The 20613-nt window shown below is 70.6% G+C and carries 14 protein-coding genes; 4 read left to right on the top strand and 10 right to left on the bottom strand.

The window, feature by feature from the left end; all coding sequences use genetic code 11:
• Window positions 1-6: 6 nt before the first annotated feature.
• The 10 genes from AB0O67_RS14250 to AB0O67_RS14205 form a co-directional block, all read right to left on the bottom strand.
• Window positions 7-3726, bottom strand: a complete 3720-nt coding sequence (locus AB0O67_RS14250) for a ThuA domain-containing protein (RefSeq protein ID WP_365449673.1) — start codon at window positions 3724-3726, stop codon at window positions 7-9.
• Window positions 3727-3989: 263 nt separating this feature from the next.
• Entirely contained in the window at window positions 3990-4988 is a 999-nt protein-coding gene (locus AB0O67_RS14245; RefSeq protein WP_365449671.1) for a sugar phosphate isomerase/epimerase family protein, read from the bottom strand.
• A 12-nt stretch (window positions 4989-5000) separates the two neighbouring features.
• A complete protein-coding gene (locus AB0O67_RS14240) occupies window positions 5001-6206 on the bottom strand; it encodes a Gfo/Idh/MocA family oxidoreductase (protein WP_365449669.1) in 1206 nt (401 codons plus the stop codon).
• 85 nt (window positions 6207-6291) lie between these two features.
• The gene (locus AB0O67_RS14235) at window positions 6292-7332 is read right to left on the bottom strand and encodes a substrate-binding domain-containing protein (protein ID WP_365449667.1); all 1041 of its coding nucleotides are present in this window, start codon (window positions 7330-7332) and stop codon (window positions 6292-6294) included.
• A 17-nt stretch (window positions 7333-7349) separates the two neighbouring features.
• A complete protein-coding gene (locus AB0O67_RS14230; RefSeq protein WP_365449665.1) occupies window positions 7350-8369 on the bottom strand; it encodes an ABC transporter permease in 1020 nt (339 codons plus the stop codon).
• The gene (locus tag AB0O67_RS14225; RefSeq protein WP_365449663.1) at window positions 8366-9883 is read right to left on the bottom strand and encodes a sugar ABC transporter ATP-binding protein; all 1518 of its coding nucleotides are present in this window, start codon (window positions 9881-9883) and stop codon (window positions 8366-8368) included. Before AB0O67_RS14225 ends, AB0O67_RS14230 begins: the two co-directional genes overlap by 4 nt.
• A gap of 101 nt (window positions 9884-9984) precedes the next feature.
• Complete coding sequence (locus tag AB0O67_RS14220) at window positions 9985-11166, bottom strand: ROK family transcriptional regulator (protein ID WP_365449661.1); 1182 nt, start codon at window positions 11164-11166, stop codon at window positions 9985-9987.
• A 284-nt stretch (window positions 11167-11450) separates the two neighbouring features.
• Entirely contained in the window at window positions 11451-12128 is a 678-nt protein-coding gene (locus AB0O67_RS14215) for a GntR family transcriptional regulator (protein ID WP_365449659.1), read from the bottom strand.
• Window positions 12129-12299: 171 nt separating this feature from the next.
• Complete coding sequence (locus AB0O67_RS14210; RefSeq protein ID WP_365449657.1) at window positions 12300-13238, bottom strand: beta-ketoacyl-ACP synthase III; 939 nt, start codon at window positions 13236-13238, stop codon at window positions 12300-12302.
• Window positions 13239-13505: 267 nt separating this feature from the next.
• Entirely contained in the window at window positions 13506-14840 is a 1335-nt protein-coding gene (locus AB0O67_RS14205; protein ID WP_365449655.1) for an OFA family MFS transporter, read from the bottom strand.
• 201 nt (window positions 14841-15041) lie between these two features.
• Between AB0O67_RS14205 and AB0O67_RS14200 the strand changes: the two genes are divergently transcribed.
• From AB0O67_RS14200 to AB0O67_RS14185, 4 genes are read left to right on the top strand one after another with little or no spacing between them, the layout of a single operon-like run.
• Complete coding sequence (locus AB0O67_RS14200; protein WP_365449653.1) at window positions 15042-16013, top strand: 2-dehydropantoate 2-reductase; 972 nt, start codon at window positions 15042-15044, stop codon at window positions 16011-16013.
• Window positions 16010-17932: a molybdopterin-dependent oxidoreductase gene (locus tag AB0O67_RS14195; RefSeq protein ID WP_365449651.1), complete on the top strand. Its 1923-nt coding sequence runs from the start codon at window positions 16010-16012 to the stop codon at window positions 17930-17932. The genes AB0O67_RS14200 and AB0O67_RS14195 overlap by 4 nt, the downstream gene beginning before the upstream one ends.
• A gap of 5 nt (window positions 17933-17937) precedes the next feature.
• Entirely contained in the window at window positions 17938-19755 is a 1818-nt protein-coding gene (locus tag AB0O67_RS14190; RefSeq protein ID WP_365449649.1) for an NAD(P)H-dependent oxidoreductase subunit E, read from the top strand.
• Window positions 19752-20612 (top strand): 2Fe-2S iron-sulfur cluster-binding protein, encoded by an 861-nt coding sequence (locus AB0O67_RS14185; RefSeq protein WP_365449647.1) that lies wholly within the window; start codon window positions 19752-19754, stop codon window positions 20610-20612. The genes AB0O67_RS14190 and AB0O67_RS14185 overlap by 4 nt, the downstream gene beginning before the upstream one ends.
• The last annotated feature ends 1 nt before the right edge of the window (window position 20613 follow it).

Genomic DNA, 20613 nt, shown 5'->3' with positions numbered 1-20613 from the left:
GCCCGCTCAGCCGCCCGTGGTGGGCAGTTCCTTCAACTGGATGTTGCGGAAGGAGACCTGGTCGTCGGCGCCGTGGTTCTGGAGGCCGATGTGACCGTCGGTCAAGCTCCGCTGGGGGTCCTTGTTGGTGAAGTCGTTGATCTTGACTCCGTTGAGGAACACCTGGAGGCGTTCGCCCTGGACCTTGATCTCGTAGGAGTTCCACTGGCCGGGCGGACGCAGGACCTGGTCACGGGCCTTGATGTTCGCCGACTTGAACGAGTAGACGGAGCCCGTGGTGCGGTCGGGCGCGTCCGTGGCGTCGATCTGGATCTCGTAGCCCTTGTTCACCGCGGACCAGGGGTCGTCGGAGGCCGGGAAGCCCACGAAGATTCCGGAGTTGTCGTCGCCCTGCATCTTCCAGTCGAGCTTGAGGGAGTACGACTTCAGCTCCTTGGCCTGGTACCAGAGCAGACCCATGCCGCCCTCGGACTCCAGGGTGCCGTCCTTGACGTTGAACTTGCCGGGGCCGGCCTGCTTCCAGCCGTCCAGGGTCTGGCCGTTGAACACCTTCCGGTAGTCCGTGCTCGGCTTGCAGTCGGCCTTGACCTGACCGGTGGCGTACTGGAGACCGCCGAGCAGATGGGCGCGGAAGGCCTCGTCGGCGTACGACTCCTTGGTGTGGCCGCCGCCGGTGTAGAAGGAGCGGCCGCCGCCGTAGCTCTGGCACCAGGCGATCGGGTGGTCACCCTTCATGGTGCCGCCCTGGTAGGTCGTCTCGTCCAGGGTGGCGAGGACCTTGGCCTGCTCACGCGGGTTGGTGCGGTAGTTGTACCACTCGTCGGTGCGCTCCCAGGCGTCGCCCAGGTGCCCGGTGGCCGGGTGGTCGTGGTCCTCGACGCGGACGGTGGCCTTCTGGATGGCCGGGTGGGAGTCGAAGTAGGCGCCGACGAGGCCGCCGTAGAACTCCCACTCGTACTCGGTGTCGGCGGCGGCGTGGATGCCCATGTAGCCGCCGCCGTTCCTGACGTAGTTCTCGAACGCCGTCTGCTGGGCGGCGTTCAGGACGTCACCGGTGGTGGACAGGAAGGCCACGGCGTCGTACTTGGCGAGGTTGGCCGTGGTGAACTGTCCGGCCTCCTCGGTCGCGTCGACCGTGATGCCGGCCGGGGCGCCGAGCTCCTTCAGGGCGGCGATGCCGGCCGGGATGGAGTCGTGCCGGAAGCCGGCGGTCTTGGAGAAGACCAGGACCTTCTTGCCCCCCTTGAACGGCTCCTTGGAGAACTCGAAGTCGTCGACGTCGTACAGCGCGCCCTCGCCGCCCTTGAAGACCAGGTAGATCTCCGTGGTGCCCTTGGGCAGCGCCCGCAGCGGCACGTCGACGTTCTGGAAGGTGTCCCAGCTGCCGGTCGGCGGGATGTAGGCCGAGCCGTGCAGCGGGCCGTCGGGCGAGCCGGTGCGCAGCTCGACGAAGCCGCCCGTGCCGCCGGAGGAGGCCCGCACGGTCATCTTCCTCTGCCCGTCGAACCGGTAGGGGCTGAAGGAGATCCAGTCACCGTCGTTGATGTCACCGACGGTCTTGCCGCCGTTGGCGCCGGCCTTGTCGTAGGTCCGCACGCCCGACTGGGCGGCGAAGTGCTCGGCCTGGCGGTGCAGCGGCTGGAGCACGGTGCGCGCGGTACCGGTCAGCGCCTCCTGGCCGTTCGCCCCACCGTCGGTGTAGCTGGCGCCGACGACGCCGTAGATGTTGGCGTTGGGGTCGTGACCGCCGTCACCGGCGGGCGGCTTCAGGGTGCCCTCGCAGCCTGTCTCGCTGGTCAGCTCGTGGGCGTGGGAGTCGTGGCCGAGGCTGTAGGCGACCTTGACCTTGGAGCAGTCGATCGTCTCTTCGGGGTCGGTGACGGTCACCTTGAACGGGACGGGCTCGCCGAAGGCGGCCAGGGTGCCGTTGCCCGGGACGTCGATGCGCACCTTGGGCTCGGTGTTGCCGACGACGATGCGGACGCTGGCGTTGCCGGTGTTGCCCTCGGCGTCCTTGGCGGTGAAGGTGGCGGTGTAGGTGCCGACCTTCTTGTACCGGTGGGTGGGCTTGAGGCCCTCGCCCGTGGTGCCGTCGCCGAAGTCCCAGCTGTAGGTGAGGTCGGCGGAGTCGGCGTCCTTGGCGGAGCCGGTGAAGGTGACCTTCAGGCCGGCCGCGCCGGACGTCTTGTCGGCGCTCACCTCGGCGATCGGGGAGAAGCCGTCCTCGGCGTGCTCGATCCGGTACAGCGCGGAGTTCTCGTCGCCCTGGAACCAGGAGACGCCGTAGTCGAGGACGTAGAGCGCGCCGTCGGGACCGAACTCCATGTCCATGATCTGCGTGCCGGTCCACGGGAAGTCGTTGATCTTCGCGACCGAGCCGTCCTCGTTCTGCTCGATCCGCTTGATCCAGCGGCGGCCGAACTCACCGGCGAAGAAGTCGCCGTCGTACGCCTCGGGGAACTTCACGCTGGAGTCGAGGTCGGCGTCGTAGCGGTAGACCGGGCCGCCCATCGGGGACTCGGAGCCACTGCCGAACTCGGGCACGGAACCGCCGTCGTACGGGATCCAGGCGGCCTGCGCGGGCGGCAGGTCGACCAGGCCCGTGTTGTGCGGCGAGGTGTTCTTCGGGGCGGCGCAGTCGAACTTCTCGCCGGAGGTGCCGGAGGCGAAGTCGTAGTCGACGTAGGCGTCGTTGTTGCCGGTGCAGAACGGCCAGCCGAAGTTCGCGGCCTTGGTGACCTTGGCGAACTCGACCTGTCCCGCCGGGCCCCGGTTCGGGTTGGCGGCGCCCGCGTCGGGGCCGTAGTCGCCCACGTAGACGATGCCGGTCTTGTCGTCGACGCTCATCCGGAACGGGTTGCGGAAGCCCATCGCGTAGATCTCGGGACGGGTCTTCTCGGTGCCCGGGGCGAAGAGGTTGCCCTCCGGGACGGTGTACGAGCCGTCCTCGGCGACCTTGATGCGCAGGATCTTGCCGCGCAGGTCGTTGGTGTTGCCGGAGCTGCGGCGGGCGTCGAAGGCGGGGTTGCGGCCCTCGCGGTCGTCGATCGGCGTGTAGCCGTCGGAGGAGAAGGGGTTGGTGTCGTCGCCGGTCGACAGGTAGAGGTTGCCGGCCGCGTCGAAGTCGATGTCGCCGCCGACGTGGCAGCAGGTGCCGCGGGAGGCCGCGACGTCCAGGACCTTCTTCTCGCTGGCCATGTCCAGCGTGCCGTTGGGGTTCAGCACGAAGCGGGCCAGGCGGTTGACGCCGTCGAACTTCGCGAAGTCCTCGGCGGTGCCGGTCTCCGGGGCGTCGCCCGCGGGGGTGTCGAGGGGCGGAGCGTAGTAGAGGTAGATCGCCCGGTTGTTCTCGAAGTCCGGGTCGATGCCGACGCCCTGCAGACCTTCCTCGTCGTGGCTGTAGACGGGGATCTTGCCGGCGACCTTGGTGACGCCGCCCTGGTCGGTGAGGCGCAGCGTGCCGTCGCGCGAGGTGTGCAGGACACTGCGGTCCGGGAGCACGGCGAGCGACATCGGCTCGCCCATCTCGGGCTCGCCCTTGGCGAGCGGCACCTGCTGGAACTGCCCCTCGGCGGCCGGTTCGTCGTGTTCGGGGTGGCCGGGATGGGCGCCGGCGACGGTCGCCGGGGTGCCCACGGCCAGCAGCAGGCCGGTGAAGAGGGCGAGGGCGGTACGAAGCCTGGGACGCCTCGGTGTGCGGGTACTACTGAGTCTGGTGCTGTGCACGAAGTCCCTCCGGGAACGGGGTGGGCCGTACGGGATGGGTGCGAAGACGTGCGGTGCGGGCGCCGGGGTGCGCCGTCACCCCGGAGGTGTGTGTGACCTGAACGCTTCAGGGACGGTAACCGCGTTCTTCCGGGGCGAACACCCCTTGCGGCAGAACCGGTTGAACTTTCTCCCATCGCAGGACAAAGCGGGATCCGGGCAGATCGGAGGGGGGACCGGCGGATGTGCCGGTCCCCTTCCCGACCTGCGGCCGGGCCGGTGGTTCAGCTGTTGAACGCGGCGTCGAAGGACGCGCTGGGCGGCTCGAAGTCGAAGGTCTTCAGACGGGCCAGGGCCTCGGGAGCGCCCTGGAGCCGGTCCATGCCGGCGTCCTCCCACTCGACGGATACGGGGCCCTGGTAGTCGATGGAGCGCAGCATGCGGAAGACGTCCTCCCAGGGCACGTCGCCGTGCCCGGCGGAGACGAAGTCCCAGCCGCGCCGCGGGTCGCCCCAGGGCAGGTGGGAGCCGAGACGCCCGTTGCGGCCGTCGAGGCGTTTGCGGGCCTCCTTGCAGTCCACGTGGTAGATCCGGTCGCGGAAGTCCCACAGGAAGCCGACCGGGTCGAGGTCCTGCCACACGAAGTGCGAGGGGTCGAAGTTCAGTCCGAAGGCGGGCCGGTGACCCACCGCCTCCAGGGCGCGCTGGGTGGTCCAGTAGTCGTAGGCGATCTCGCTCGGGTGCACCTCGTGCGCGAACCGCACGCCCTCGGCGTCGAAGACGTCCAGGATCGGGTTCCAGCGCGCGGCGAAGTCCTCGTAGCCCCGCTCGATCATCGCCTCGGGGGCCGGCGGGAACATCGCGACCAGGTGCCAGATGGCCGAGCCGGTGAAGCCGATGACCGTGTCGACGCCGAAGGCGGCCGCGGCCCGCGCGGTGTCGGCGATCTCGGCGGCGGCGCGTTGCCGTACGCCTTCTGCTTCGCCGTCGCCCCAGATCCGGGCCGGCAGGATGGCCTGGTGCCGCTCGTCGATGATGGCGTCGCAGACCGCCTGGCCGACCAGGTGGTTGGAGACGGCCCAGCACTTCAGGCCGTACTTGTCGAGCAGCTGATGCCTCGACTCGATGTAGGAGGGGTCGCTCAGGGCCTTGTCGACCTCGAAGTGGTCCCCCCAGCAAGCCAGTTCGAGGCCGTCGTAACCGAAGTCACGGGCCAGGCGGCAGACCTCTTCGAGGGGCAGGTCGGCCCACTGGCCGGTGAAGAGCGTGAACGTGCGCGGCATGACCAACGCCTCCTAGACCGCGATCGGGGTGTAGACGGAGTTCTTCTCGGCGCTCTCCTCCACCGCCGCGAGCACGCGCTGCACCTGCAGCCCGTCGGCGAAGGAGGGTTCGGGGAGGCGGCCCTCGGCGACCGCGTGGACGAGGTCCCGGGCCTGGTGGACGAAGGTGTGCTCGTAACCGAGGCCGTGGCCCGGCGGCCACCAGGCCTCCAGATAGGGGTGGTCGGGTTCGGTGGCGAGGATGCGGCGGAATCCGGCCCGGTTGTCCGGCTCGGTGCCGTCGTGGTACCAGAGCTCGTTGAGCCGCTCCAGGTCGAAGGCCAGCGAGCCGTGTTCGCCGTTGAGCTCGATGCGCAGGGCGTTCTTGCGGCCGGTGGCGTACCGGGTGGCCTCGAAGGAGGCGAGGGCGCCGGAGGTGAACCGGGCGGTGAACAGGGCGGCGTCGTCCACGGTGACCTGCCCGGTCCCGTCGGCCGAGGCCGCGCCCAGGCCCCGGACGGCCCCGGCGAGCGGCCTTTCCCGTACGAAGGTCTCCGTGAGCGCCGACACACCGGCCAGCTGCTCACCGGCCAGGTACTGCGCCAGGTCGACGATGTGCGCCCCGAGGTCGCCGAGCGAGCCGGAGCCGGCCAGTTCCTTGCGCAGCCGCCAGGTCAGCGGGGCCTGCGGGTCGACCAGCCAGTCCTGGAGGTACGACACCCTGACGTGCCGCAGGGTGCCGAGACGGCCCTCGGCGACCATCTGCCGGGCCAGCGCGGTGGCGGGCACCCGGCGGTAGTTGAAGCCGACCATCGCCAGCTGACCCCGCTCGTGGGCCGCTTCGGCGGCGGTCGCCATCGCCTCGGCCTCCTCGACGGTGTTCGCGAGGGGCTTCTCGCACAGGACGTGCTTGCCCGCGGCCAGCGCGGCGATCGCGATCTCGGCGTGGCTGTCGCCGGGAGTGCAGATGTCGACCAGGTCGACGTCGTCCCGGGCGATCAGCGCCCGCCAGTCGGTCTCGGTCGCCGCCCAGCCGTGCCGGGCGGCCGCCGCACGCACGGCCGTCTCGTCCCGCCCGCAGATGACCGTCAGCTCCGGCTGCCGGGGCAGGTCGAAGACGCGGCCCGCGGTGCGCCAGCCCTGGGAGTGGGCGGCGCCCATGAAGGCGTAGCCGACCATGCCGATACGCAGCGGGGGCTGGTCCGCCCCGGTCCCTTCGGGCGCTTGCGGCTGTGCCATACGGATGTCCTCCTCGTCGTCGTGGCGCGGTGGGGGGTGGGGGCCCGGCCCCTTCACGAGGGCCGGGCCCGTCGAGCGGGGCGCCTCACTTGAAGCCGGTGGACATGTACTGCTCGATGTTGGTCTTGTCGACGACGGCCGAGTAGAGCGTCAGCGACGCCGGGATCTCGAACTCGGCGAGGCCGCCGATGCCCTTGGACTGGCCGAGGGCGCGGGCCAGGTCGATGGCCGAGGCGGCCATGCTGGGCGGGTAGAGCACCGTCGCCTTCAGCACGCCGTCGTCCGCCTCGATGGCCTGGAACGCGGAGAGCGCGCCGGCTCCGCCGACCATCAGGAAGTCGTCGCGCCCGGCCTGCTCGATGGCGCGCAGCGCGCCCACGCCCTGGTCGTCGTCGTGGTTCCACAGGGCGTCGAACTTGGACTGGGCCTGGAGCAGCTGGGCCATCTTGGCCTGCCCCGACTCCACGGTGAACTCGGCGGCCTGGCGGGCCACCTTGCGGATGTTCGGGTAGTTCTTCAGCGCGTCGTCGAAGCCCTGGGAGCGCTGCTTGGTCAGCTCCAGGTTGTCCAGTCCGGCCAGCTCGATGACCCGGGCGTCGGACTTGTCCTTGAGCTTCTCGCCGATGTAGTGGCCGGCGTTGAGGCCCATGCCGTAGTTGTCGCCGCCGATCCAGCAGCGGTACGCCTGCGGGGTGTTGAAGATACGGTCCAGGTTGATCACCGGGATCCCGGCCCGCATCGCCTTGAGCCCGACCTGGGTGAGCGCCTTGCCGTCGGCGGGCAGGATGACCAGGACGTCGACCTTCTTGTTGATGAGGGTCTCGATCTGGCCGATCTGCGCGGCGGTGTCGTTGGAGCCCTCGGTGATCTCCAGCGTCACGTCCTCGTACTTCTCGGCGCGGCTCTTGGCGTTCTCGTTGATCGCGTTGAGCCAGCCGTGGTCGGCCTGCGGTCCGGCGAAGCCGATGGTGACCTGCTTGCCCGGCTTGTCGTCGGCGGCCGGCTGGCTGTCGGCGGCCCGCTCCTCCTCCTTGGGCTCGTTGCTGGTGCACCCGGCGAGGAGGGCACCGGCCGAGACGGCGGCGGTCCCGAAGAGCAGTCCTCTGCGACTGGTGAGTTGAGACATGGCGGTGAACCCTTTCCTCAGGTCGTGCTCGCGGTACGGCGCTGGACCAGCACGGCGGCGACGATGATCGCGCCCTTGGCGATCTGCTGGACGTCGCTCTGCAGGTTGTTCAGGGCGAAGATGTTGGTGATCGTGGTGAAGATCAGGACGCCGAGCACGGAGCCGACGATGGTGCCGCGGCCTCCGCTGAGCAGCGTGCCGCCGATGATCGCGGCCGCGATGGCGTCGAGTTCGTAGAGGTTGCCGTTGGTGTTCTGGCCGGATCCGGACAGGATGATCAGCAGGAACGCGGCGATGCCGCAGCACAGTCCGGAGAGCAGGTAGAGATACAGCCGCTGCCAGCGGACATCGATGCCGGCCAGCCGCGCCGCCTCCGCGTTGCCGCCGACGGCGACGGTGCGGCGGCCGAAGGTGGTGCGGTTCAGCACCAGCCAGCCGATGATCGTGACGACCGCGAAGACGAGGACGAGCGGCGGCACGCCGAGTACATAGGCGTCGCGCTCACCGAGGTCGAGGATGCCGTCCACCGTGACGATCTGCGTGCTGCCGTCCGTGATCTGCAGCGCCAGTCCGCGCGCCGAGGCCAGCATGGCCAACGTCGCGATGAACGGGACCATCCCGCCGTACGCGATGAGCAGTCCGTTGACCAGTCCGCAGCCCACGCCGACGAGCACCGAGGTGAAGAGGATGCCCGCGAAGCCGTACTCCTGGGTGGCGACGGTGGTCGCCCACACGGAGGCGAGGGCGACGATCGCGCCGACGGAGAGGTCGATGCCGCCGGAGGTGATGACGAAGGTCATCCCCACCGTGACGACACCGATCACGGAGGCCTGGGTGAGGACCAGTTGCAGGTTGCGGGTGTCGAGGAACTCGTCCGGCTTGGTGATGCCGCCGATGACGACGAGCGCGGCGAGCACGCCGAGCAGCGACAGGGTGCGGACGTCGGCACGGAACAGCATGCCGCGCCAGGCGGGGGGTTGAACGGCCGACGGCACCTTGTCGGCGCTGTCCCGCGGCGGGGAGACGGGCTGCGTCATGTCGCCGGGCTTCCTTCCATCACGAGGTCGAGTACGCGGTGTTCGTCCAGCTCACTGGCGGGAGCGGTGTGTACGACGCGCCCCTCCCGCAGCACCAGCACACGGTCGGCGAGGCCGAGCACCTCGGGCACCTCGCTGGAGACCAGCAGCACCGCGAGGCCCTCGTCGGCGAGGCGCCGGACGACCGCGTAGAGCTCGGCGCGGGCGCCGACGTCGACGCCGCGGGTCGGCTCGTCGAGCAGCAGGACGCGGCAGCCGCGCAGCAGCCAGCGGGCCAGCACGGCCTTCTGCTGGTTGCCGCCGGACAGGGTGCGGACGGGTACCGAGGGGTTGTCGGGGCGCAGCGACAGCTCGCGGGTCGCCGCGCGTGCCGCGCCCAGCTCCGCGCCGCGGTCGATCCAGCCACCGCGCGAGAAGCGGGACATGGAGGAGACCGAGACGTTGCGAGTGACCGACTCCAGCATCAGCAGCGCCTGCGCCTTGCGCTCCTCGGGGGCGAGCCCGAGTCCGGCGCGGACGGCGGCGCGCACGCTGCCGGGCTTCAACGGCTTCCCTTCTATGAGGACTTGACCGGCGGTGGGCTTGCGGGCGCCGTAGATGGTCTCCAGGATCTCGGAGCGGCCGGAGCCGACGAGTCCCGCGAGGCCGACGATCTCGCCGGGGCGCACGGTCAGGTCGAAGGACTCGAACTCACCGGTGCGCGCCAGCCCCCGCACCTCCAGCAGCGCGTCCCCCCGCCTCGGCGAGGCCGGCCGGTCGGGGAAGACGTACTCGACGTTGCGGCCGGTCATCAGCGCGACGACCTCACGCGTCGGCGTCGACTTCGCGGGCAGCCCGCCCGCCACGGCCCGGCCGTCCTTCAGCACGGTCACCCGGTCGCCGATCCGGCGGATCTCCTCCAGGCGGTGCGAGATGTAGACGACGGCGACGCCGTCGGCGGTGAGGTCGCCGACGATGCGGAAGAGGTTGTCCACCTCGTCTGGGTCGAGGGCGGCGGACGGCTCGTCCATCACGATCAGCCGTACGTCGTGGGAGAGCGCACGGGCCATGGAGACGATCTGCTGCTGGGCGGCCGACAGCTCGCCGACGAGCCGCGCCGGATCGATCTCACCGTGCCCGAGTCGCTTGAGGAGCGCGGCTGTTGATGCCTTGGCCGTCTTGCGCCGTACGACGAAGCCGGCGGCCGTCGGCTCGTGTCCGAGGTGGACGTTCTCGGCGACCGACAGGTGCTCCACCAGGTCGAGTTCCTGGTAGATGGTGGCGATGCCCAGGCGCATGGCGGCGATGGGCGAGCGCAGGGTCACGTCCTCGCCGCGCCAGCTGATGGTGCCGGTGTCGGGTTGATGGGCGCCGGCCAGCACCTTGATCAGGGTGGACTTGCCTGCGCCGTTCTGGCCGAGCAGACAGTGCACTTCACCGGCCTGGACGTCGAGATCGACGCCGTCCAGGGCGCGGACGCCGGGGAACGACTTGGTGATGCCGGACATGCTGAGCAGGGGTGGTTCTGGGGCCATGTGGGTTCCCCTTGGCAGGCGTGCGGGCCGGTTTCAGGGCAGGGCGGAGCAGGGCAGGGCGAAGCAGGGCGCTGTACGGATGGTGCGCGCGTCGGAGGTGCTTACGCGGGTGAGAAGAGGTGGTCGCTGATCAGCCGGGCCGCGCCGATGACACCGGCGGTGGGGCCCAACTCGCCGAGGACGATGGGAAGGTTGCCGGTCGCCAGCGGCAGCGACTGACGGTAGACCTGGGTGCGGATCGCGGCGAGCAGGGTGTGGCCGAGGCCGGTCACCCCGCCACCGATCACCACCAGGCCGGGGTTGAAGAAGCTGACCAGGCCGGCGATGACCTGGCCGGTGCGGTTGCCGCCCTCACGGATCAGTTCGAGGGCGGTGGCGTCGCCCGCGGCGGCCGCGGTGGCGACGTCGACGGCGCTGAGCATGCCGTTCGACTCCAGCAGTGCCGCGAGTTCGGCCGAGTCTCCCTGCTGGGCCGCCTCCAGCGCGTCGCGGGCGAGTGCCGCGCCGCTGAAGTGGGCCTCCAGGCAGCCGCGGTTGCCGCAGGCGCACGGACGTCCGTCGGGCACGGCCTGGATGTGCCCGATGTCGCCCGCGGAGCCCGTGGTACCACGGTGCACGGCACCGCCGACGACGATGCCGCAGCCGATGCCGGTGCCGATCTTGACGCAGAGGAAGTCGCCCACGGAGCGTGCGACGCCCGCGTGCATCTCCCCCATCGCCATCAGGTTCACGTCGTTGTCGACCATGACCGGGCAGCCGAGTTCCTGGCTGAGCGCCTCCCGCACGGGGAAGCCGTCCCAGCCCGGCATGATCGGCGGTGCCACGGGCACGCCCTCGGGGAAGCGGACCGGGCCCGGGACGCCGATGCCGGCGCCGTCGAAGCCCTCCGCGAGCCCGGAGGCCCGCAGCTTGGCCGCCATGGCGAGGACCTGCTCGAAGACCGCGACGGGTCCCTCGCGCACCTCCATCGGCTGGGTGATGTGCCCCAGGATCTCCAGCTCCGCGTTGGTGACCGCGACGTCGATGGAGGTCGCGCCGATGTCGACGCCGAGGAAGCGCAGGTTGGGTGCGAGCCGGATGTTGTGCGAGCGACGGCCGCCGCGCGAGGCGGCGAGTCCGTCGGCGACGATCAGGCCCGTCTCCAGCAGCCGGTCGACCTCGACGGCCAGCTTGGATCGCGAGAGGTCGACCTGATCGCCCAGCTGGGCCCGGGAGTTGGGCCCACCGTCACGCAACAGCTTCAGCAGTCTGGCCTGGTGGGCGTTCGCGGGTCGTGCGGTCATGCGTCTCACGAGCCCCTCCCCGCCTCGAATCGGCCATCGCTGTCCGGCTTTCGAGGGGGAACGTAGCAGTGGGCGCCGGGACTGGGAAGAAGGTGCGCACGAATTGCTGCGGACTTTCTCCACTCGCAGGACAAAGATGGGACGAGGGTGGGCCTGCGAGGGCATGGCCGGACTTACGCGCAGTGACGAGGAGGCATGACATGCCGACGGGTGCGGCCCGTAGAGGACCACACCCCGGTACACAGCCGGGTACGCCCCATTACGGGCGCACCGGTAAGAGCCGGCTAGCCGCGCGGGCGCTCGTGGTACGACTTGCGCGTGTGCTCGGTGTGCGCGCGCATGACGGTCGTCGCCCGCTGCTCGTCACGCGCCGTGATCGCGGCGATCAGCTCACGGTGCTCGATCCAGGACTGCTTGCCGCGCTGCCGGGCGACAGGCGTGTAGTACCAGCGGACCCGGCGGTCGACCTGCGCGGCCAGTTCGGCGAGGACGGCGTTGCCCGCCAGCTCCATGATCTTCGCGTGGAAGCGGGCGTTGAGCGCGACCGCGCCGTCCACGTCGTCGGCGGCGACCGCGCGCTCGCCCTGCGCGCACAGCTCTTCGAGGACGGCCACGCCGGCCTTGCCCGCGTTGACGGCGGCGAGCCGGGCGGCCTCGGCCTCCAGCAGCGTACGGACCGTCAGGAGCTGGTCGGCCTCCTCCTCGGTCGGCTCGTGCACGAACGCGCCCTGCGCCGGGCGCAGATCGACCCACCCCTCGGTGTTCAGCCGCTGCAGCGCCTCACGCACCGGCTGCCGGGAGACGCCGAGGTGCCCCGCGAGTTCGCTCTCGACCAGGTGCTGGCCGGGCTGGAGGGCGCGGGTGGTGATGAGTTCGAGCAGCGCCTCGTAGACGCGGTCGCGCAGCGGGCCGGGACGTTCGAGCTTGGGCACCGCACCCTGCGGCAGTCCTGTCGACAACATCGGTCCCCTCCTGGCTGGGCCGTGCACAGCGGACGTCAACCCCGGAGCAACCCCCGGGGCCGTAAAGCCCTGGGAAAGAGAGTATCAATTGCCTTTTGTCTACAGTCTACGGCGCACAATGACCAGCGGGAGCGGTAGTTGGCCTCGTCACACTCCGGCCCGCGCCGGCGCTCAGGGACACCGCACGACCTGCCCGGCGTACGACAGGTTCCCCCCGAACCCGAACAGCAGCACCGGGTCGCCGGTCGAAATCGCCCCCTGTTCCACCAGTTTGGAGAGCGCGAGCGGAATGCTGGCCGCCGAGGTGTTCCCGGACTCGGAGACGTCGCGCGCGATGACGGCGTTGACGGCGCCCAGCTTCTCGGCGAGCGGCTCGATGATCCGCAGGTTGGCCTGGTGCAGCACCACCGCGGCGAGGTCCGCCGGCGCGTACCCGGCGCGCGCGCAGGCCTGCCGGGCGAGCGGCGGCAGTCGGGTGGTCGCCCACCGGTAGACGCTCTGCCCCTCCTGCGCGAACCGCGCGGGCTCCCCCTCGATCCGCACCGCGTGCCCCATGTCCGGCACCGACCCCCAGAGCACCGGCCCCACGCCCGGTTCGTCCGAGGCCTCCACGACGGCGGCCCCCGCCCCGTCGCCGACGAGCACGCAGGTGCTGCGGTCGGTCCAGTCGGTGACGTCGGACATCTTGTCGGCGCCGATCACCAGCGCCCGGCTCGCGGCGCCCGCCCGCACGGTGTGGTCGGCGGTGGCGAGGGCATGGGTGAAGCCGGCGCACACCACGTTGACGTCCATCGCGGCGGGCCTCGGGATGCCGAGCCGGGCCGCCACCCGGGCGGCCATGTTCGGGGATCGGTCGACGGCCGTCGAGGTGGCGACGAGGACGAGGTCGATGTCGGCCGGTGCCAGCCCGGCCGCCGCGAGCGCCTTGGCGGCGGCGTGCGCGGCCAGCTCGTCCACCGGCTCGTCGGGCCCGGCGATGTGCCGGGTGCGGATGCCGACCCGGCTTCTGATCCACTCGTCGCTGGTGTCGACCATGCCCGCCAGGTCCTCGTTGGTGAGCACCTTGGCGGGCTGGTAGTGGCCGACGGCGGCGATGCGCGAGCCGTTCATGGGTGGTCCCCTCGTTGCTGCGGGATGCGGGACCCACCAGTCTGGTCAGCGACTCACGAGTAAGGGTGCAGGCAAAGGCACAGGAATGGGACCCGCGGCTTGTCGGTTTCCCGCAGGCTGTCGAACGTCCGACCAAACGGTTCGCGCAAAAAATCCAGGCACCTTCATCCTGTGAACAATTGTGTCGCCTTCCGTACGAGTTCGTACAAACCATACGCGAGCGGTGCGCCCACCCACAGCCAGGCGAACGCGATCAGCGGGCGCCGGTCAGGCGGACTCTGGCTGTTGTCGTCTGGCATCGACGGCCTCCTGACGGGGTGCGGGGATGTGGTGGCGGGAGTGGACGGGGCGGACGAGTTCGTTGGCGACGAAGCCGACGACCAGCAGCCCGATCATGATCGTGAACGACAGTCCGTACAGGGACGCGCCGTGCCTGCCGGCCTCCTCCTGCCAGTCGGCGATCCAGTTGACGATCAGCGGCCCGAGCACACCGGCCGTGGACCAGGCGGTGAGCAGCCGCCCGTGGATCGCGCCGACCTGGTACGTGCCGAAGAGGTCCTTCAGATACGCCGGAATCGTCGCGAAGCCACCGCCGTAGAAGGAGAGGATCACCAGCGCGCACAGGATGAACAGCGGCTTGGACGAGTCGCCGAACAGCGCGATCAGCAGGTACATCAGCGCGCCGACGCCCAGGTAGACGCGGTAGATGTTCTTGCGCCCGATCAGGTCGGAGGTCGACGACCAGGCGATGCGGCCGGCCATGTTCGCCGCCGAGAGCAGCGCGACGAAGCCTGCGGCCGCGGTCACCGAGACCGGGGTGGCGGTGTCCGCGAAGAAGTCCGTGATCATCGGCGCGGCCTTCTCCAGGATGCCGATGCCCGCGGTCACGTTCATGCAGAGCACGACCCACAGGCACCAGAACTGCGGGGTGCGCACGGCGCTCTTCGCCGACACCTGCACGCCCTCGGTCACCGCCGGGCCGGACGCCACCGGCCGCTCGACCCGCGGCACCCGCACGAGCGCCACGCCGAGCAGCATGAACACGGCGTACGTCAGCCCGTGCACCAGGAAGGCGAGCGCGATCCCGGAGCTGTCGGAGCCGAAGGACTCCAGCATCTGCGCGGACCAGGGGGAGGCGATCAGCGCGCCACCGCCGAAGCCCATGATGGCGATGCCGGTGGCCATGCCGGGCCGGTCCGGGAACCACTTGATCAGCGTGGAGACCGGTGAGATGTAGCCGATGCCGAGGCCGATGCCGCCGACGAAGCCGTAGCCGAGGACGATCAGCCAGTACTGCTCCGTTGCGGCGCCGAGCGCGGACAGCAGGAAGCCCGAGGAGAAGCAGACCAGCGCCACGGTCATCGCCCAGCGCGGCCCCTTGCGCTCCACGAGCGTGCCGCCGAACGCGGCCGACAGTCCGAGCATGACGATGCCGAGCTGGAAGGGCAGCGCGCTCTGGGTGCCGCTGAGGCCGAGCGCGGATTCGAGGGGCGGCTTGAACACGCTCCAGGCGTAGGCCTGCCCGATGGAGAGATGGACGGAGAGCGCGGCGGGCGGCACCAGCCAGCGGCTCCATCCCGGGGGTGCGACGGGGGGACTCATGGATCCCGGACGGTAGGAAGGATCAAGGGGGTTGAGAAGACGGCGGGTCGACCGTATGCGGTGAGCGGTATCCAACCTGCGCCGAACGGTCATCGCGCGGACCCTTGTCGACCCAACCTCCATACTGTAGACAATATTTCGTCGACACAAGCCGTCCCCGGCCATCTCCGCGGTATCCCTCAAACCGAACGGAGTGTTCTTGTGAAAGTCGCAGTCCTCGGCGCCGGAGCAATCGGCGCCTACGTCGGTGCCGCGCTCCACCGCGCGGGCGCCGATGTGCATCTCATCGCCCGTGGACCGCATCTCGCGGCCATGAGGCGGCACGGCGTGCAGGTGCTCAGCCCGCGCGGCGACTTCACCGCGCACGCCCACGCCACCGACGACCCGGCCGAAGTCGGCCCGGTCGACTACGTCTTCCTGGGCCTGAAGGCCAACTCGTACGCGGCGTGCGGGCCGCTGATCGAGCCACTGCTGCACGGCACCACGGCGGTGATCGCCGCCCAGAACGGCATCCCCTGGTGGTACTTCCACCGCCACGGCGGCCCCCACGACGGCCACCGTATCGAGAGCGTGGACCCCGGCGGCTCGGTCAGCGCGGTGCTCGCGCCCGAACGCGCCATCGGCTGCGTGGTCTACGCGGCCACCGAACTGGAGGCACCGGGCGTCGTACGGCATCTGGAAGGCACCCGGTTCTCCATCGGCGAGCCCGACCGCAGCGTGTCCGCACGGTGCTCCGCCTTCGGCGACGCCATGCGGGCCGGCGGCCTGAAGTGCCCGGTCGAACCGGACCTGCGCAACGACATCTGGCTGAAGCTGCTCGGCAACATCTCCTTCAACCCGATCAGCGCGCTCGCCCGGGCGACCATGCGCCAGATGTGCCTGCACGGCGGCACCCGGCGGGTCATCGAGATCATGATGACCGAGACGCTCGCCGTCGCCGACGCCCTCGGCTGCGAGGTCGGCGTCTCCATCGAACGCCGCCTCGCGGGCGCCGAGAAGGTGGGCGACCACCGCACCTCCACGCTCCAGGACCTGGAGCGCGGCAAACCGCTCGAACTCGACGTGCTGCTCGCCGCGGTCGTCGAGCTGGCGGAGATCACCGGCGTCGACGTGCCGACCCTGCGCACGGTGCACGCCATCTCGGACCTGCTCGCGCTGAGGAGCGCCGCATGAGGAAACGCCAGTCCCCGAAGACCTACACCCGGCTCACGCACCCCCTCGTCAGGGACTCGCGCGAGGCCCCCTTCCGCCCGGCCACCTGGGACGAGGCCCTCGACCGTGCCGCACGCGGACTGCGGGCGGCACAGGGCGCGTTCGGCATGTTCTCCTGCGCCCGCGCGACGAACGAGATGAACTACGTCGCCCAGAAGTTCGCCCGGGTCGTCATGGGCACCAACAACGTCGACTCCTGCAACCGCACCTGCCACGCCCCCAGCGTCGCTGGCCTGTCCGCCGCCTTCGGCTCGGGCGGGGGGACGTCGTCGTACGAGGAGATCGAGCACACCGACGTCATCGTGATGTGGGGCTCCAACGCCCGCTTCGCGCATCCGATCTTCTTCCAGCACGTCCTGCGGGGCATCCGCAACGGGGCGCGCATGCACGCCGTCGATCCGCGCCGTACCTCCACCGCCGAGTGGGCGGAGAGCTGGCTCGGGCTGAACGTCGGCACCGACATCCCGATGGCGCACGCGATCGGCCGCGAGATCATCCACGCCGGGCTCGCCAACGAGGCGTTCATCGAGCGGGCTACCACCGGCTTCGAGGAGTACAAGGCACTCGTCGAGCCGTGGACGCTCTCGCTCGCCGAGAAGGTGACGGGCGTACCGGCGCAGGCGATCCGCGAGCTGGCGCACGCCTACGCCCGGGCCGAGCGCGCCCAGCTGTGCTGGACCCTCGGCATCACCGAGCACCACAACGGCACCGACAACGTCCGCGCGCTCATCAACCTGTCCCTGCTGACCGGCCACGTCGGCCGCTACGGCTCCGGGCTCCAGCCGCTGCGCGGCCAGAACAACGTGCAGGGCGGCGGCGACATGGGCGCGATCCCCAACCGCCTGCCCGGCTTCCAGGACATCCTCGACGCCGACACCCGGCTGAAGTTCGAGTCCGCCTGGGACACCGTCATCCAGCCGCACTACGGACTGAACCTCACGGAGATGTTCGAGGCGATGGAGGAGGGCACCCTCAAGGCCGTCTACTGCATCGGCGAGAACCCGGCGCAGTCGGAGGCGGACAGCGGACAGGCGGTACGGCGGCTGCAGGCGCTGGACTTCCTGGTCGTCCAGGACATCTTCCTGACGAAGACCGCCGAGCTGGCGGACGTCGTGCTGCCCGCGACCGCGGGCTGGGCCGAGACCGACGGCACGACGACCAACAGCGAACGCCGCGTCCAGCGGGTGCGCCGGGCCGTGACCCCGCCCGGCGAGGCCCGCGAGGACATCGACATCCTCTGCGACCTGGCCGCGCGCCTGGGCCACGACTGGAAGTACGCCGACGCCGAGGCCGTCTGGAACGAGCTGCGCTCGGTCTCGCCGGACCACTACGGGATGACGTACGACCGCCTGGCGGAGCACCAGGGCATCCAGTGGCCGTGCCCGAGCACCGACGGCATCGAACCCAGTTATCTGCACGGCCGGTTGTGGGACCCGGACCCGGCCGGGCGCGGCAGGCTCGCGCCCTTCGGGCTGGTCCAGCACGACCCGCCCGTCGACCTCACCGACGACCAGTACCCGATCCGGCTCACCACCGGCCGCCGGCTCGACTCGTACAACACGGGTGTGCAGAGCGGCGGTTTCGCCTCCCCGCTGCGGCGCGGCGAGTACGTCGAGCTGTGCCCGGAGGACGCCGAGCGGTACGGGGTCGTCGTGGGCGAGGAGGTCCAGGTGTCCTCCCGGCGTGGCGCCGTGGTCGCGCCGGTGTGGATCGACCCGGCGCTGCGGCCCGGCCTCGCCTTCATGACCATGCACTTTCCCGACGAGGTGGACACCAACCAGCTGACGATCGAGGCGAACTGCCCGATCGCGGGGACGGCGGAGTTCAAGGCGTCGGCGATCCGGATCGACAAGCTTCCCGTCGCGACCATCGTGAGGTGACGTAAGTGGACCTGCACTTCGGCGACAGCAAACCGACGGACGACGAGCGGGCGGCCGTCGACGCGCTCCTCGGCCCGCCCGAGTCCTCCTGGGAGGGTGCCGACCGCTCCGATGCCGACCTCAGGTGGGCACGTGGCGGGCGGGAGGCCCGGGACCGCCGCGACCTGCTGTTGCCGGGGCTGCACGCGATCAACGACCGGATCGGCTGGATCAGCGACGGCGCCCTGGACTACCTGTGCCGGCGGCTGACCGTGCCGCCGGCGGAGGCGTACGGGGTGGCCACCTTCTACGCGATGTTCTCGGTGAAGCCGCGTCCGGCGACCGTGCTGCACGTCTGCACGGACCTCGCCTGCGCGGCCGCCGGAGCGCAGGAGCTGTGCGCCGGGATCGAGGCCCGTCTCGGTCCCGGCGTCCACGTCGAGCGCTCCCCCTGCCTGGGCCTGTGCGAACGCGCCCCGGCAGCGCTCGCCGTCAGGGCGGGGGACCCGGTCCGTACGGCGGTGTCGGCACCGGCGACGGTGGACGCGGCCGTGCTCGCCGCGACCGCGCCCGACTCGGCGCCGCAGGAGCCGCCGGCCGCGCTGGCCGTGCCGCAGGCGGGCTCACCGGATCTGGTGCTGCTGCGGCGGATCGGCGTCGTGGACCCCACGTCGCTCGACGACTACCGGGCGCACGGCGGCTACACCGCCCTGCGCCGCGCCTTCGAGCTCGGCCCCGCCGGGGTGATCCGCGAGGTCACCGACTCGGGCCTGGTCGGGCGCGGCGGCGCCGCCTTCCCCACCGGCCGCAAATGGCAGGCCACGGCGTCCCAGCCCGACCATCCGCACTACGTCGTGTGCAACGCCGACGAGTCCGAGCCGGGCACGTTCAAGGACCGGGTGCTCATGGAGGGCGACCCGTACGCGCTGGTGGAGGCCATGACCATCGCGGGGTACGCCACCGGGGCGCACCGCGGCTACCTCTACCTGCGTGGCGAGTACCCCCGCGCCCTGCGGCGGCTGGAGCACGCCCTCGCCCAGGCACGCGCGCGTGGCCTGCTGGGCGACGACGTCCTGGGGCAGGGGTACGCCTTCGACATCGAGATCCGGCGGGGCGCGGGCGCGTACATCTGCGGCGAGGAGACGGCCCTGTTCAACTCCATCGAGGGCTACCGGGGCGAGCCGCGCTCCAAACCGCCCTTCCCCGTGGAGAAGGGCCTGTTCGGCAAGCCCACCGTGGAGAACAACGTCGAGACACTGGTCAACGTCCTGCCGATCCTGACGATGGGCGCCCCGGCGTACGCGGCGATCGGCACGCGGGCCTCGACCGGCCCGAAGCTCTTCTGCGTGTCCGGGAGCGTGGCGCGGCCCGGGATCTACGAGCTGCCGTTCGGCGCCACGCTGGGTGAGCTGCTGGAGCTGGCGGGCGTGCGGGACGGGCTGCGCGCGGTCCTGCTCGGCGGCGCGGCCGGCGGCTTCGTACGGCCCGACGAGACGGACATCCCGCTCACCTTCGAAGGCACCCGCGAGGCCGGCACGACCCTCGGCTCGGGTGTCGTGATGGCCTTCGACGACACGGTCCCGCTGCCCCGGCTGCTGCTGCGCATCGCCGAGTTCTTCCGCGACGAGTCGTGCGGGCGGTGCGTGCCGTGCCGGGTCGGGACCGTGCGGCAGGAGGAGGCGCTGCACCGGATCGTGGAGCGCACCGGTGCCGCCGCCTCGGGCGACATCGCCCTGCTCAGAGAGGTGGGCCGCGCGATGCGGGACGCCTCGATCTGCGGTCTGGGACAGACCGCCTGGAACGCCGTGGAATCCGCCATCGACCGTCTGGGGGCGTACGAATGACCGCGATACCACTGGGTGTGCCGCGCCGGCTGGTCGAGTTCACCATCGACGGGCAGGAGGCCCGGGTCCCGGAGGGCTCGACCGTCCTGGACGCCTGCCGGGCGGCCGGGAAGGACATCCCGACCCTCTGCCAGGGTGACACGCTCACGCCCAAGAACGCCTGCCGGGTCTGCATGGTCGAGGTCGAGGGCTCCCGGACCCTCGTCCCGGCCTGCTCGCGCAAGGCGGAACCGGGCATGACCGTACACACGGACACCGAGCGCGCCCGGCACAGCCGCAAGGTGGTCCTCGAACTCCTCGCTTCATCGGTCGACCTGTCGACCACTCCCGAGGTGGCGGGGTGGCTGAAGGAGTACGAGGCGAAGCCGGACCGCTTCGGCCCGCAGGCCGCCCGCCTGGACGAGGAACCGAGGATCGACAACGACCTCTACGTCCGTGACTACGACAAGTGCATCCTCTGCTACAAGTGCGTCGACGCCTGCGGCGACCAGTGGCAGAACACCTTCGCGATCTCCGTCGTGGGCCGCGGCTTCGACGCCCGGATCGCGGTCGAGCACGACGGCCCGCTCACCGATTCGGCGTGCGTGTACTGCGGCAACTGCATCGAGGTCTGCCCTACGGGAGCGCTGTCGTTCAAGTCGGAGTTCGACATGCGCGCGGCGGGTACGTGGGACGAGTCGCAGCAGACGGAGACGACGACGGTCTGCGCCTACTGCGGAGTGGGCTGCAACCTCACGCTTCATGTGCAGGACAATGAGATCGTCAAGGTCACCTCGCCGCACGACAACCCGGTGACCCACGGCAACCTCTGCATCAAGGGCCGTTTCGGCTACCAGCACGTACAGAACCGGGGCTGAT

Origin of the sequence: Streptomyces sp. NPDC086077 (genome assembly GCF_040686175.1) — a bacterium.
Taxonomy (GTDB): domain Bacteria; phylum Actinomycetota; class Actinomycetes; order Streptomycetales; family Streptomycetaceae; genus Streptomyces.
This window is presented reverse-complemented; position numbering and strand designations above follow the sequence as displayed.

Bases quoted from the DNA above. Each gene is read 5' to 3' on its own strand.
- AB0O67_RS14245 (WP_365449671.1), bottom strand. From the start codon at position 4,988: ATGCCGCGCACGTTCACGCTCTTCACCGGCCAGTGGGCCGACCTGCCC.
- AB0O67_RS14240 (WP_365449669.1), bottom strand. From the start codon at position 6,206: ATGGCACAGCCGCAAGCGCCCGAAGGGACCGGGGCGGACCAGCCCCCG.
- AB0O67_RS14235 (WP_365449667.1), bottom strand. From the start codon at position 7,332: ATGTCTCAACTCACCAGTCGCAGAGGACTGCTCTTCGGGACCGCCGCC.
- AB0O67_RS14230 (WP_365449665.1), bottom strand. From the start codon at position 8,369: ATGACGCAGCCCGTCTCCCCGCCGCGGGACAGCGCCGACAAGGTGCCG.
- AB0O67_RS14225 (WP_365449663.1), bottom strand. From the start codon at position 9,883: ATGGCCCCAGAACCACCCCTGCTCAGCATGTCCGGCATCACCAAGTCG.
- AB0O67_RS14220 (WP_365449661.1), bottom strand. From the start codon at position 11,166: ATGACCGCACGACCCGCGAACGCCCACCAGGCCAGACTGCTGAAGCTG.
- AB0O67_RS14215 (WP_365449659.1), bottom strand. From the start codon at position 12,128: ATGTTGTCGACAGGACTGCCGCAGGGTGCGGTGCCCAAGCTCGAACGT.
- AB0O67_RS14210 (WP_365449657.1), bottom strand. From the start codon at position 13,238: ATGAACGGCTCGCGCATCGCCGCCGTCGGCCACTACCAGCCCGCCAAG.
- AB0O67_RS14205 (WP_365449655.1), bottom strand. From the start codon at position 14,840: ATGAGTCCCCCCGTCGCACCCCCGGGATGGAGCCGCTGGCTGGTGCCG.
- AB0O67_RS14195 (WP_365449651.1), top strand. From the start codon at position 16,010: ATGAGGAAACGCCAGTCCCCGAAGACCTACACCCGGCTCACGCACCCC.
- AB0O67_RS14185 (WP_365449647.1), top strand. From the start codon at position 19,752: ATGACCGCGATACCACTGGGTGTGCCGCGCCGGCTGGTCGAGTTCACC.